The organism is Rhizobium sp. rho-13.1 (genome assembly GCF_007000305.1).
GTDB lineage: Bacteria > Pseudomonadota > Alphaproteobacteria > Rhizobiales > Rhizobiaceae > Rhizobium > Rhizobium rhododendri.
Genome location: NZ_SCFL01000011.1, coordinates 141,970 through 155,365, shown reverse-complemented (window position 1 = coordinate 155,365; position 13,396 = coordinate 141,970). Strand labels below are relative to the sequence as shown.

Here is a 13,396-nt window from a genome sequence, read left to right as displayed (position 1 = left end):
CGGACCAGACCCATAAATACGGCATCGTCGGCGTCGGCGAAAGCATCGGCAACGGTTTCCGGGTGACCGAAATGGTCGAGAAGCCGCCGCAGGGTTCTGCCCCGTCGAACTTCTTCATCAACGGCCGGTACATTCTCCAGCCCGAGATCTTCCACATCCTCGAGCATCAGGAGCGCGGCTCCGGCAATGAGATCCAGCTGACCGACGGCATGCTAAAGCTTGCCAAGCAGCAAGATTTCGCTGGCTACCACTTCAAGGGTGAAACCTACGACTGCGGCGCCAAGGATGGCTTCATCCTCGCCAACGTCGCCTTCGCTCTGTCGCGTGCCGATATCCGTCCGACTGTCGAAGACGGTTTCAAGGCGCTGCTCGCAGCCCTGAAGTAACGACCAAGCGCTGCTCGCCTTTCGGGGCGGGCGGCTCCCTTTCCCGAGCGTTTCTAACGCTTTACCGTCAGACCAAGGCCCGCGCGGAATTGGCGCGTATCGTCGCCAGAGTTCTGGGTCGTCAGTTCGTAACCGATATTGCTGGTCATATCGAGGTAGCGATTTATTCCCCACGTCAAGCCGAGGGCCGCATCATAGACCTGCTGGTCTCTGGTGGTGCTGCCATCCGTATAATTGCGCCATGTGGTGCCGCCGGTAATCTTGCCGGTGACGGTGTCGCGGATCTGATGGGCTACCGTGCCGGTGAGCTGATAGGCGACATAGCCGCTCTCGCCGGCGGTGGTCGAAGGCTGCACCGTTGTCGCAAAACCGAGGCTGACATCCGTGCCTCGTTGCGGCGACCAGGCGATGCTGCCATCCACGGTCGGCGAATCGATTGACGCAAGCCGCGCATCGTCGAAGCCGGTGTGCTGGTAGCCTATCCCAAGTTCGCCCCTCAGCTTTTCGCCAAGATCGAGCTGTACGCCAGCCTTTGCGCCATAGCTGCTGTTCGAGCGTTCATAGCCGGCGCTGTCGCGCTTGTCGTCATAGAGCGCCTTGCCAACCTGGACCTCGAGAAACGGGATGAGGGCGGGAGACAGCTCATAGCCGATCCGACCGCGCCATGTGCCAGCCGTCTGGTTGCGATCGCTGAGCGACACCAGCGTGCCATCCGCCAGAGTAGCATCCGAATAGACGGTGCGGGCGAGGGTCACTGCGGTCGTGCCGCGCAGCAGGCCGAAATCACGCTCTATCGACGCGCCGAGATCGTACTCGTTGACGTTGGATTGCTTTGTCGCGCCGCTCAGCGCGTTGGGATCGTCGGTGTCCTCGCGGAAAAACTTGTATCCGCCTGTCAGGTGGGCCGTGGTCTGCTCGGCAAGATCGAGGCGCAGGTCGGCGCCGAGATTGATGCTTGGCTGCTCCTCGCCGGTGCCGCTGACATTGCGCTGCCAGATGCCGTTGCCGGTGATCGTCAGCTGGTGGCGATCCCAGTCCGATGTCAGCGTGTTCTCGAAATCCGATTGCAGGTAAGTTCGGTGATCGTTGGTGCCGCCGCCCTTGTTGGTCTCGACATTGTAGGACTGGTTCACCGACGGTCGGAGCGTGAAGGTGCCGAGCTTTATACCGAGTTGCTGGTCGTCGGTTGGTTTTGCCTTGGAGCGCAGGCTATTCAGGTCGCTGCCGCGCATGTTCACGCGGCCGATGTCGTCGTCGAGGATCGACCCCGTCCTGAGTGTGTCGGGAGCGTCGAAGACCAGCCGGGGATTGGGCCGGGCATCGGCGTCGGTCGTCCTGGCGTCCGATGTCGTAGCCGTTGCGGTTGCTGTTGCTGTTGCGGTGCCGCCCGTATCCGTCGTTGGGGTAACGGGCGCATTCGGATCGACAGCAACCGGCGTCGTGGCGGTGGCAGCCTGGTTCACGGCCTGCGCGGCTGACTGCATCGGCGCCATCAACAGTCCGCAACCGAGCGCCGCCGTGACGGCATATGCCGTCACGCTGCGCGAGTGGTCAGCCGCCTTGTCTTTGCCAATTGCCATGCTATCCCGTGCCCGGAAGCTCGAAGTCGTTAACCCACCGTAAAGGCATGTGGTTAACGCTTCGTTGCGAAAGGCCGGCCTCGGTGTAGGTCACCGGGTCTTAGCCAGCTTTCTCGCATGGACAGATTTGGCAAAAAGCGCTAACCCGTAGCCATGAACAAGCGAGCTTTCAATCCGGTCGAGAACGGCGCAATCCAATCGGCGATGCGGACGATCGAAACCGAAAGACGGGGCCTCGAGGCGCTGGAGCGTGCCTTGGCCGATGGACTGGCGGAGCCGTTCTCGCGCGCCGTGGCGCTGATCGGCGATATCACCGGCCGCGTCATCGTTACGGGTGTCGGCAAGAGCGGGCATGTCGGTGTCAAGCTGGCGGCGACGCTGGCCTCGACGGGAACGCCGGCCTTTTTTGTGCATTCCGCCGAAGCCAATCACGGCGATCTCGGCATGATTGCCCATGACGATGTGATCATTGCCATGTCGTGGGGCGGCGAGACCGCCGAGCTCAAGGGCATCCTCAACTATTGCCGTCGCTTTTCGGTGCCGCTGATCGCCATCACCTCCGGCGCGGCGTCCTCGCTCGGCCGTGAAGCCGATGTGGTCCTGCTGCTACCGAAGGAGCAGGAGGCCTGCCCGCATGGCCTGGCGCCGACGACATCGACGTTGCTTCAACTGGCCATAGGCGATGCGTTGGCGGTGGCGCTGATGGAAGCGCGGGGCTTTACCGCCAGCGACTTCCACGTCTTTCATCCCGGCGGCAAGCTGGGCGCCAGCCTGACCCACGTCGCCGATATCATGCACACCGGCGAGCGTGTACCGCTTGTCCCCCAAGGCACGCCGCTGCCGCAGGCGATCAGCACGCTGTCAAAGATGCGCTTCGGTTGCGTAGGCGTTCTCGATGCTGACGGACGGCTCTGCGGTATCGTCACAGACGGCGACATCGCGCGCAATCTGGGCCGGAGCCTCGCCGAGCTCAATGTCGATGATATCATGACCATCGACCCGAAGACGGTGCGGGCAACGACGCTCGCGACAGGCGCGATGGCAGTTCTCAACAACAACAATATCTCGGCATTGCTGGTCGTCGACGAAGACCGCCGGCCTATCGGGCTGGTGCATTTCCACGATCTGTTGCGGATCGGGGTTGCCTGATCAGGCAGGCTCCACCGTCAACTGCCGGCCGTCGCTGCCGATGACCTTGACGCGGGTTCCTGCGGGCAGGTCGGGGCCGATGACCTTCCAGTAGGTATCGTCGAGATTGACGCGTCCGCGCCCTTCGACGATGGGTTCGTTGAGGACCGTGGTGCGGCCGACAAGACCGGCGCTGCGCTGGTTGAGAAACGGCTCATCGGTTTCATGCCTGTTGCGATAGACATACCGTCGTCCGAGGAGCGCTGCGCCGACGGCGAGAGCGGCAAACAGCAGCATCTGCAGCTGCCAGCTCCAGATGCGCTCCTCCCAGAGGCCAAGCGACAGGGCGCCGACGATGATTGCGGCAAGTCCGATCCAGACGAGAAACACGCCGGGAACGAGAAGTTCTGCCGCCAGCAGTGCCAGCCCGAGCACCCACCAGCTCCAAGGTCCGAGCTGGACGACCAGATCGCTCAGCATGCGTCAGGTCTCCCGCGGCGGGTTCAGCGGATTGACCAGCGGCGTGGTGCGTGCCGGCGTGGAGCGCGGTCGAGGCGCTTGCTCGACAGCGGGTCGGCTGCTTGGCGCTTCGCCGCCGAACACTTCGCGGGCGATAGCGCCGATACCGCCGAGCGAGCCCAGAATGGAGGATGCCTCCATCGGCATCAGCACGATCTTCGAATTCGAGGCAGAACCGATTGCGGTCAGGGCCTCGGTGTATTTCTGGGCGACGAAGTAATTGATCGCCTGCACGTCGCCGGCAGCGATCGCCTGGGAGACGACGAGCGTCGCCTTGGCCTCGGCTTCTGCCAGGCGTTCCCGGGCTTCGGCATTGCGATAGGCGGCCTCACGCTGGCCTTCTGCCTGCAGGATCGCCGCCTGCTTGGCACCTTCGGCGCGCAGGATCTGGGCGTTTCGCGAGCCTTCGGCCTCGAGTACCTGGGCACGCTTTTCGCGCTCGGCCTTCATCTGCCGGCCCATGGCGTCGACGAGATCGCGCGGCGGCTGGATATCCTTGATCTCGACGCGGGTTACCTTGATGCCCCAGGGGCCGACGGCCTCGTCGACGACGCGCAGCAGCTTGTCGTTGATGATCTCGCGATTGGACAGCAGTTCGTCGAGGTCCATCGAGCCCATGACAGAGCGGATGTTGGTCATTGTCAGGTTGAGAATGGCGTTTTCGAGGTTGGACACCTGGTAGGCGGCCTGGGCGGCATTCAACACCTGGTAGAAGCACACGGCATCGGCTGAGACGCTGGCATTGTCCTTGGTGATGACTTCCTGCGTCGGTACGGCCAGCACCTGCTCCATGACATTCATCCGGGTGCCGATACGCTCGATGAACGGCAGGATCAGGTTCAGGCCCGGCTCCAGTGTGCGCGTGTAGCGGCCGAACCGCTCGATAGTGTAGCGATAGCCCTGCGGCACCGTCTTGATGCCGGCAAACAGAACCAGCACGACAAGCACCACGATCGCAATTACAACGATATCAAATCCACCCAGCATTATTTTTCCCATCCCTGTTCCACGGCAGCATAGCCCAGCCGATGGTGGAAGCACACCCGTTGCCGATGAAGTTGCGACAAACGATTTGTCGCAGGTCGTAAAAAAGCCGTTTCCAGCTGCGGATGTTTGCCCTAGAGAACGCCCATTGAACTAACCGGTCGCAGCCTACCCGGTAAAAACAAGGACACCTGTTATGAAAACCATCGTCGTCTGCTCCGGCGGACTGGATTCCGTTTCGCTTGCCTACAGAACAGCCGCAGAGGGATCTCTCCTCGGACTGCTATCCTTCGACTACGGTCAAAGACACCGCAAGGAACTCGATTTTGCCGCCGCCTGCGCCCAGCGCCTCGGCGTATGGCATGAAATCATCGACATCAGCGGCATAGGCCGCCACCTCACTGGTTCGGCTCTCACCGACAATATCGCGGTGCCGGACGGCCACTATGCCGAGGAAACGATGAAATCCACCATCGTTCCCAATCGCAATGCCATCATGCTGGCGATTGCCTTCGGCGTCGCCGCAGCCCGCAAGGCCGATGCTGTCGCAGTCGCCGTGCATGGCGGCGATCACTTCATCTATCCGGATTGCCGACCGGGCTTCATCGACAGCTTCCAGCGGATGCAGACGGAAGCGCTCGACGGCTATGCAGACGTGACGCTGCTGGCGCCCTACGTCACTGTGTCCAAGGCCGATATCGTCATAGATGGCGTGAAGCATGGCACGCCGTTCGTCGAAACATGGTCCTGCTACAAGGGCGGTGAGCGCCATTGCGGTCGTTGCGGCACCTGCGTCGAGCGGCGCGAAGCCTTTTCCATCGCCGGCGTCGTCGATCCAACCGATTACGAGGATGCAGACTTCTGGGTTGCCGCCACGGGCTCCTTCCGGGCGACGGAGGTGTAGCCGTGTTTCGCATTGCCAAGGAATTTCATTTCTCGGCATCGCATCAACTGACGCGGCTGCCTGCCGATCACCAATGTGCGCGCCTGCATGGCCACAACTATATCGTCGTCGTCGAGCTCTCGTCGCCCGATCTCAACGAAGACGGTTTCGTGCGCGATTATCATGAACTGGCCCCGCTCAAGCGCTACATCGACGAGACCTTTGACCATCGGCATCTCAACGATGTGCTGGGCCATGACGCGGTCACGTCTGAATATCTGGCGAAGCACTTCTTTGACTGGTGCCGGGCGGTCTTGCCGGAAACATCGGCAGTCAGGGTGAGTGAGACGCCGAAGACCTGGGCGGAATACCGGCCATGAGACCGGAAACCGCGACACCCATCCGCATCAGCGAGATCTTCGGGCCGACGATCCAGGGGGAGGGCGTGCTGATCGGCTTGCCGACCGTCTTCGTGCGCACCGGCGGGTGCGATTATCGCTGTTCGTGGTGCGACAGCCTGCATGCGGTTGACAGCGCTTTTCGCGACACATGGGCGCCGATGTCGGTGGATGATATCTGGCAGGAGGTGACGCGACTGTCCGGACATCGCCCGCTCACCGTGTCGCTGTCGGGCGGCAATCCAGCCATCCAGCCGCTGGCGCCGCTGATCGCCCGGGGACATGGCGAAGGCTATCGCTTCGCACTGGAGACCCAGGGATCGATCGCCAAAACCTGGTTCAGCGATCTCGACGTTCTGGTGCTCAGCCCAAAGCCACCGTCGAGCGGCATGGATACGGATTTGGATGCCTTGCGGCACTGTCTGGATGCAGCCGGCGGTCGGCCTGAGACGGTGCTGAAATTCGTTGTGTTCGACGATGCGGACTATGCCTATGCCCGCGATGCGGCAGCGCGCCATCCACATCTGCCGGTCTACCTTCAGCCCGGCAATCATACGCCTCCGAAGGGAACCGAGGAAAATGCCGTCATCGATCTCGACGGCATTACCGACAGGATGCTGTGGCTTATCGACCGGGTGACCGAGGACGGCTGGTTTGCCGTCCGCGTCTTGCCGCAGCTGCACGTCATCCTCTGGGGAAACCGGCGCGGCGTCTAGCGCCGCGCGGGAAACGCTCAGGCGGCGGCCCGGCGCTGCAGGTAGATCAGCAGGGCGATGACTGCGCCGATGACGATCGTGTGGACCCAGTCCATGTGCAGGACCGCAATCTGCGCGACGAAAGCGCCGGCATCGACGAGCAGCAGCAGCAGGGCGCCCAGGATGGATGTGCGGGGAACGAGCACGGCGATGGCGCCGATCAGTTCGAGGCCGCCTGTCAGGAAGCGAAACCACTGGCCGAGGCCGACCTGTTCGAATTCCGCAACCATCATCGGCTGCGATGTCAGCTTCATCGTTGCTGCTGCGAGGAACATCAACGCGACGAGGACGCGCAAGACCCAGATTGAGATCGTCAGGATTCGAGGTGAGTTTAGAGTGGTGGTGCTCATATTATCTGCTCCAGATGAGATTGGCGCCCACCGTAAACGCTTCTGACTGTATGAGAAGCGATGGATTGATGATACGAACTATCTCTAATGGAGATAGATGATGATTGGGTCCCTGACGCTCGACCAGTTGACTGTGCTTGTGACGATCGCGGATACGGGGAGCTTTTCCTCGGCTGGAAGGAAGCTGCGACGTGTCCAGTCTGCGATCAGCAATACGGTCCGGACGCTGGAAACCACGCAGCAGGTGCTCCTGTTCGACCGATCCGGCCGTTCGCCCCGGTTGACGGAAGCGGGGCGTGTGTTGGTTGCACAGGCGCGGCAGGTTCTGCGACAGGCGGAGCTGTTCGAAAGAACGGCAGGCGCCATCGCCGGGGGGCTCGAGCCGGAACTGACGATCGCCCTCGACAGCATGACGCCTACCGGCCCTGTGCTGCGGACCCTGTCGAAGCTGCAGTCGACATTTCCCGATCTTCCCGTGACGCTCTTCACCGAAAGTATCTGGGCGGCAGAACGGCGCGTGCGGGACGGGTCGGCGATGATTTCGCTGTGTGGGCTTTTTCCGACCGCCGGACAGGATCTCGAAGCGCACGTCCTGACGAAGATCACCCTCGTTCCCGTCGTCGCTCCATCGCACCCGCTTGCAACGGAAAGCAGGGAGATCACGCGTGAGACCCTGGCCGACTACGTACAACTCATCCTGACCGATCCGCACGCGCCGGATGGGCCGAGCCATGGCGTCGTCAGCGCCCGTTTCTGGCGGTTCGTGGACATGCTTCGCCGACTGGAGTTTCTTTTGGCAGGCTTTGGCTGGTGCTCGATGCCGCTGCATCTGGTCGAACATCATTTGCAGGACGGCTCTCTCGTCCGGCTCGATGTCAAGGATTCCAGCGTTCTTCCCGTTTCAATCCCGATCTATGCTGTCCGCAATCGAAACCGACCGCTCGGCAATGCGGCGAAATGGTTGCTCAACGAGTTGGTCGAAGATTTCAGGCGGTGCAGCTAGTCATCAAGCCGACGCCTGTCGATCCACGGGAATAAGATCGACCGACAGGGCGTCTCCTGAGCATGGACTCGGCCTCTTGCAAGCCTCAGGCCCAGCCCTGCAGTTCACGACGGATGACCTTTTCCAGCACGGCGACGCCGCCTGGGCTGTCGTTCAGGCATGGAATGTGGGAGAATTTTTCGCCGCCGGCGTGATGGAAGATCTCCATTGCCTCTCCGGCAATTTCTTCCAGTGTCTCCAGACAATCCGAGACGAAGCCCGGGTTCATGACGGCAATGCGCTTGACGCCCTCCTTGGCCAGCCGCTCGACAGTCTTGTCGGTATAGGGCTGCAGCCATTCCTCCGGACCGAAGCGCGACTGGAAGGTGATCATCAGCTTTTCCTTGGAGAAACCGAGCCGTTCGCGCAGCAACCGGGCGGTCTTCATGCAGGCGCAGTGGTAGGGATCGCCCTTCTTGAAGTAGGACATCGGGATGCCGTGGAACGACGTGATGATAATCTCCGGCTCCCAGTCGAGCGTTGCCAGATGGTTGGTCACCGAGTTCGCCAGCGCCTCGATGTAGGCCGGGTCGTCGTGGTAGGGCGGCACGGTGCGAAGTGCCGGCTGCCAGCGCATCTTCAGCAGCGTCTCGAAAGCCTTGTCGTTGACGGTCGCCGTCGTTGCGGCGGCATATTGAGGATAGAGCGGGAAAAGCAGGATGCGGTCGCAGCCGGCAGCTTTCAGCGCGTCGATGCGGGATGCGATCGATGGCTGGCCGTAGCGCATTCCCCAGTCGACGGTGACGTTGGGCAGGTCCTTCAGCGCTTCGCTGAGGCGGGTTGCCTGGTTGCGCGTGTATGTGCGCAGGTAACTTTCGTTCAGATCCTTGTTCCAGATCTGCTCGTAGGCCTTGCCGACCTTGCCGGGGCGGGTGTTGAGAACGATGCCGTAGAGGATCGGATACCAGAGGAAGCGCGACCATTCGATGACGCGCTTGTCGCTCAGGAACTCGCGCAGATAACGGCGCATCGATTTGTAATCGGTGCCATCGGGTGTGCCGAGGTTGACAATCAGGACGCCGACTTTGCCGATCGATACTGGCGGGTGGCCTGGCGGGAGGGCGGAAACGTCTATCGTCATGGCAAATGTCCGTTCATTTCAAAAATTGTTACCCGTTCTACGCAGTGCCGGCGGATCGGTTCAAACGTCGTAGAAACAAACCGGTCCGGAAAGTCCGGACCGGTAGTTGGCGATGGCCTGATGCGTTATTTGGCCGGAACCTGCAGTTCGCGGCCGACCAAGAGGCGACGCGGGCTCGCATGGCGGTTTGCGGCGGCGAGCTTTTTCCAGTCGGCGCCATCGCCGTAAAACGTCTGGGCCAGATCCCAGAGCGTATCGCCGGCGGCAATCACGTGGGTCGTCGGAAGCTTCGGTTTGGCGCTTGGCTCTGCAGCAACCGGCGGGTTCGCGGCGGGCGGCGGTGCCGGTGCCGGAGCTGGCGGTGTCGGTGAAGCCGCTGTGGTGGTCGACGCTGCAGGCGGCGGAGTGATCGGCGCGGGTGTCGGCGTGGTTGCTACCGTCGGCTTTTCAGCCGGCTTCTCGCCAGAGGGAGCGATCTGAGTGTCTGTCGGCTTGACCACGTCCGGCTGGGCGCTGGGCGAGGCGGCGGCCACCTGCGTCACGCGGCCGTCGAGGTAGGGCTTGTACGGATTGTGGGCAGCCAGGTAGTCGGCAACGACCTGCTCGAGATCGGGACCGAAGTCGTAGGCATTCTGGCCCTTGGTCGAGAACACCGTATAGCCGTCTCCGCCGGAGCGCATGTAGTTGTTGGAAACGACGCCGTAGGTCTTCTTCGGATCTAGCAGCACGTAGCGGTCGCCCTCCATGACTTCGACCGAAACGACGCGGCTGCCGGCGGGCTTGGTCTTGTCGAAGGTGTATTTGATGCCCGACACCTGCGGAAAGCGGCCGGCCCCGTCGGCGATCTGGCTAAGGCCGTTTTCCAGTGCTGCGACCACGTCGGCGCCTGTCAGCTGGAATGTGGCGACAGTGTTCTGGAAGGGCAGCACGGTGAGGACATCGCCCATGGTCAGATTGCCCGAAGGCATGGAGGCCCGCAGGCCACCGCCGTTCTGGATGGCGATGCTGATTCCTTGCGCCTTGGTGCGGTCGAGCATCGCATCGGCGACGAGATTGCCCATCGAGCATTCCTGCGCCCGGCAGACTTCGCGAGCGCCCTCGATCGGGCCTTCGGACTTGCCAATGACCTTCTTGCGCACCTCGGCAATCGGCTTTGCCAACTCCTGGACCCGGGCAAGCATGGCCGGATCAGGGGTCACCGAGGAATCGAGCAGGATGGGGTCGCCCTTGGCTTCCTTGACGACGCCGTTGTCGTCGAAGGTGATGACGATGTCGCCGAGATATCGGCTGTATGATGCGGCTGTGACGACCGGGACCTTGTAGCCGCCGGGATTGTCGACCATGGTCGGGTAGGGGCCTTCCGCCTTCGGGTCGGTGTTCGACAGCAGCGTGTGCGAATGGCCACCGACGACGACGTCGACGCCGGGGATCTTGGCAATCGCGTCCAGGTCCCTGTGGTAGCCGACATGGGTGAGCGCGACGATCTTGTTGACGCCCTGCGACTTCAGCAGGTCGACTTCGGCGTTGATCGCCTGGGCGTCATCGGTGATCTTGACGTGCGGCCCGGGCGAGGCAAGGGCAGGCGTATCCGTGGTGACGACGCCGACGATGCCGATCTTTTGTCCGCCGACATCCAGCACGATTGATTTCTTGATGCGCTCGCCGAGTTTCGATTCCGAATCGGTCAGCACGTTGGCGCCGAGTACCGGGAACTGGACCTTGTCGAGGAACGGCGCCAGTGCGCTTTCGCCATCGTCGAATTCATGGTTGCCGACGGTCATCGCGTCGAACTTCATGGCATTCAGCAGTTCCACCTCTGCCTGGCCCTTGTAGGTCGTGTAAAAAAGCGAGCCCTGGAAATTGTCGCCGGCGTCGAGAAGGATGACGTTCTGGCCTTCGAGCGCCTTGCGGCGCAGGTCGATTTCCGTCTTCAGCCGGGCTGCGCCGCCGAAGCATTCGTTCTTGCTCTCTTCGTCTGCCGAGCAGGTGGCGTCGAATTTGTTGATCGACTCGTCGCGGGAGTGGAAGTCGTTGATGTGCAGAATATTGAGCTGATAGTCGGCAAAGGCCGTGCCGGCGCTGAGCGCCACCACCGCAATGGTCAAAAGACCGAACCTGGCGGTTTTCCTCATCTCTCTCTCCTGTTTGGCAAAGTCGCGCTGCGGCGCAGCCCCCCGCCGTCTCTCCTAGAGCCTCTTTATGGCAGCCGTACAATGATGATGTTCTGGCTCCGGTGCAACCCGTGAAGGCGACACTGCCGCCTCGAAAGTCGGCGGGTCGCAGGCATGAAAAAAGCCCGCCGCCTTTTTTCCAAGGCAGCGGGCTCGTTTTTATCGGAGGCTATCGATCAGATGCCGCCCTGTCCGTCCGAGCCGATGTAGGCCAGACGCAGCATGTTGGTGGCGCCCGGTGTTCCGAGCGGAACGCCGGCCGAGATGATCACGCGGTCGCCGGGCTTGCCGAAATCTTCCGCAACGACGATGCGGCAGGCGCGGTTGACCATGTCGTCGAGGTCGGTCGCATCGTGGGTGACGACGCAGTGCAGGCCCCAGACGACGGAGAGGCGGCGGGCTGTCTGTACGCTCGGCGAAAGCGCCAGGATCGGCACGTTCGGACGCTCGCGCGAGGTACGCAGGCCGGTGCCGCCGGACGATGTGTAGCAGACGATAGCTGTCAGCTTCAGCGTTTCGGCAATCTGGCGGGCGGCCAGCGAAATAGCGTCGGCGCCGGTTGCTTCAGGCTGCGGGCGCTGGGCGTAGATGATGCCCGGATAATGCGGCTCGCGCTCGATGGTGCGGGCAATCGACGCCATGGTGGCGACGGCTTCGATCGGATAATCGCCGGAGGCAGATTCTGCCGACAGCATGACAGCATCGGCGCCTTCGAAGACGGCGGTAGCAACGTCCGAGACTTCGGCGCGGGTCGGTACCGGAGCCGAAATCATCGATTCCAGCATCTGCGTGGCGACGACGACCGGCTTGCCGGCCTTGCGGCAGGCGCGGATGAGCTGCTTCTGGATGCCGGGAACGGCTTCGAGCGGCATTTCAACGCCAAGGTCGCCACGGGCAACCATCAGGGCGTCGGAGAGTTCGATGATCTCGTCGATCCGCTCCATGGCCTGCGGCTTTTCGATCTTCGACATCAGGCCAACGCGGCCCTGGGCGATCTCGCGGACTTCCGTGAGGTCTTCCGGGCGCTGGATGAACGACAGGGCAACCCAGTCGACATCGTTGACTGCGAGAACGGCGTCGAGGTCGGCGCGGTCCTTGTCGGTGAGCACGCCTGCGGTCAGCAGGGTGTCGGGAAGGCTGACGCCCTTGCGGTCGGAAATCGTGGTTCCGGAAATGACCTTGGTGACAATCGTCTTGCCGTCGCATGTTTCCGCGCGCAGGTGCAACTTGCCATCGTCGATCAGCAGGCGGTCGCCGGCCTTCACCGATTCCAGAATTTCCGGATGCGGCAGGAAGACGCGCTTGTTGTCGCCGGGCGTATCGTTGCCGTCGAGCGTGAAGGTCTGGCCGGGGACGAGCGTGACCTTGGTGTCGGCGAACTTGCCGACGCGCAGCTTTGGTCCCTGCAAGTCGGCGAGAATGCCGATCGGCCGGCCGCAGCGGGCTTCGACAGCGCGGATTCGAGACACCAGCGTGCGCATCATCTCATGGCTGGAATGGCTCATGTTGATGCGGAACAGATCGGCGCCTGCTTCATGAAGCTTCTGGATCATCGCTTCGTCAGAAGAAGCGGGACCGAGTGTGGCGAGGATTTTGACGTTTCTATTGCGTTTCATCAATTCTGGCTTTCTTGGCTTCCCGGGGTGTCGGACAACTGAACCATCCAGCTCGCCTGCCTCCCCGTGTCGTATTCCTTGAATCCCATTTTCTGGTGACCGCGTGCGTAGCAGTCCTTGACGCCCTCGATCTTGAACTCGTTTTCAGCCACGCACATTTCCACGTCGCCAGTCCAGCGGCCACCACGGGCAGCGTCCTCAGCGTAGAGATAATAATAACGTGACTGCAACGGACCTTCGATCAGAGTGGCACATGTGGTGGCTGGGACCTGCCACCATCCTTCCGTCACCCAACCCTGCTTTGCACGGTAGCCGATGGCTACGCCGACCAGGTTTTGCGTGCCGTTGCACACGCGGAAATCCGCAAGGGCAACATTCGGCAGGATAAACGGCGAGGCTGCGGCCAGGGCAAAAAGGGCGAGCTTGACGAGCGGATTTGACCGCTTAACGAAACTGGGCGCGACTTGGCTGGACACTGCTTCCAATGGGCTCCATGATTATTC

The 13,396-nt window shown here is 61.9% G+C and carries 14 protein-coding genes; 6 read left to right on the top strand and 8 right to left on the bottom strand.

From position 1 onward, the window contains the following. Positions 1 to 386 (top strand): sugar phosphate nucleotidyltransferase (locus EQW76_RS21510; RefSeq protein WP_244616995.1); only part of this gene is annotated, 386 nt, incomplete at its 5' end. A 53-nt stretch (positions 387 to 439) separates the two neighbouring features. On the opposite strand, the gene EQW76_RS21505 is transcribed toward EQW76_RS21510, so the two are convergent. Further along, positions 440 to 1,966: an outer membrane beta-barrel protein gene (locus EQW76_RS21505; RefSeq protein ID WP_142830590.1), complete on the bottom strand. Its 1,527-nt coding sequence runs from the start codon at positions 1,964 to 1,966 to the stop codon at positions 440 to 442. Between the two features lie 153 nt (positions 1,967 to 2,119). Here EQW76_RS21505 and EQW76_RS21500 point away from each other — a divergent pair, with 153 nt between their 5' ends. Then, positions 2,120 to 3,115, top strand: coding sequence for a KpsF/GutQ family sugar-phosphate isomerase (locus EQW76_RS21500; protein ID WP_142830592.1), 996 nt, complete (start codon positions 2,120 to 2,122; stop codon positions 3,113 to 3,115). On the opposite strand, the gene EQW76_RS21495 is transcribed toward EQW76_RS21500, so the two are convergent. Next, complete coding sequence (locus EQW76_RS21495) at positions 3,116 to 3,574, bottom strand: NfeD family protein (protein ID WP_142830594.1); 459 nt, start codon at positions 3,572 to 3,574, stop codon at positions 3,116 to 3,118. Between the two features lie 3 nt (positions 3,575 to 3,577). After that, positions 3,578 to 4,603 (bottom strand): SPFH domain-containing protein, encoded by a 1,026-nt coding sequence (locus EQW76_RS21490; protein WP_142830799.1) that lies wholly within the window; start codon positions 4,601 to 4,603, stop codon positions 3,578 to 3,580. A 190-nt stretch (positions 4,604 to 4,793) separates the two neighbouring features. On the opposite strand from EQW76_RS21490, the gene queC reads away from it, so the two are divergent. From queC to queE, 3 genes are read left to right on the top strand one after another with little or no spacing between them, the layout of a single operon-like run. Then, the gene (gene queC, locus EQW76_RS21485; protein ID WP_142830596.1) at positions 4,794 to 5,501 is read left to right on the top strand and encodes a 7-cyano-7-deazaguanine synthase QueC; all 708 of its coding nucleotides are present in this window, start codon (positions 4,794 to 4,796) and stop codon (positions 5,499 to 5,501) included. A gap of 2 nt (positions 5,502 to 5,503) precedes the next feature. Continuing rightward, positions 5,504 to 5,860 carry a 6-carboxytetrahydropterin synthase QueD gene (gene queD / locus EQW76_RS21480; RefSeq protein ID WP_143123200.1) on the top strand — a complete coding sequence of 119 codons (357 nt, stop codon included), beginning with the start codon at positions 5,504 to 5,506 and terminating at the stop codon, positions 5,858 to 5,860. Next, positions 5,857 to 6,594 (top strand): 7-carboxy-7-deazaguanine synthase QueE, encoded by a 738-nt coding sequence (gene queE, locus EQW76_RS21475; RefSeq protein WP_143123199.1) that lies wholly within the window; start codon positions 5,857 to 5,859, stop codon positions 6,592 to 6,594. Before queD ends, queE begins: the two co-directional genes overlap by 4 nt. Positions 6,595 to 6,611: 17 nt before the next feature. Here the strand turns inward: queE and EQW76_RS21470 are convergent, their stop codons facing one another. Beyond that, a complete protein-coding gene (locus EQW76_RS21470; protein ID WP_142830602.1) occupies positions 6,612 to 6,983 on the bottom strand; it encodes a DoxX family protein in 372 nt (123 codons plus the stop codon). A gap of 100 nt (positions 6,984 to 7,083) precedes the next feature. On the opposite strand from EQW76_RS21470, the gene EQW76_RS21465 reads away from it, so the two are divergent. Beyond that, positions 7,084 to 7,986 (top strand): LysR family transcriptional regulator, encoded by a 903-nt coding sequence (locus EQW76_RS21465; RefSeq protein ID WP_142830801.1) that lies wholly within the window; start codon positions 7,084 to 7,086, stop codon positions 7,984 to 7,986. Between the two features lie 85 nt (positions 7,987 to 8,071). On the opposite strand, the gene hemH is transcribed toward EQW76_RS21465, so the two are convergent. The 4 genes from hemH to EQW76_RS21445 all read right to left on the bottom strand — a co-directional run bounded on the left by hemH (position 8,072) and on the right by EQW76_RS21445 (position 13,378). Continuing rightward, on the bottom strand, positions 8,072 to 9,106 hold the full coding sequence (gene hemH, locus EQW76_RS21460; RefSeq protein ID WP_142830604.1) for a ferrochelatase: 1,035 nt from the start codon (positions 9,104 to 9,106) through the stop codon (positions 8,072 to 8,074). Between the two features lie 125 nt (positions 9,107 to 9,231). After that, positions 9,232 to 11,238: a 5'-nucleotidase C-terminal domain-containing protein gene (locus EQW76_RS21455; protein ID WP_142830606.1), complete on the bottom strand. Its 2,007-nt coding sequence runs from the start codon at positions 11,236 to 11,238 to the stop codon at positions 9,232 to 9,234. Between the two features lie 215 nt (positions 11,239 to 11,453). Continuing rightward, positions 11,454 to 12,893, bottom strand: coding sequence for a pyruvate kinase (gene pyk / locus EQW76_RS21450; protein ID WP_111222341.1), 1,440 nt, complete (start codon positions 12,891 to 12,893; stop codon positions 11,454 to 11,456). Continuing rightward, the gene (locus EQW76_RS21445; protein WP_111222342.1) at positions 12,893 to 13,378 is read right to left on the bottom strand and encodes a DUF1036 domain-containing protein; all 486 of its coding nucleotides are present in this window, start codon (positions 13,376 to 13,378) and stop codon (positions 12,893 to 12,895) included. Before EQW76_RS21445 ends, pyk begins: the two co-directional genes overlap by 1 nt. Positions 13,379 to 13,396: the final 18 nt, after the last annotated feature.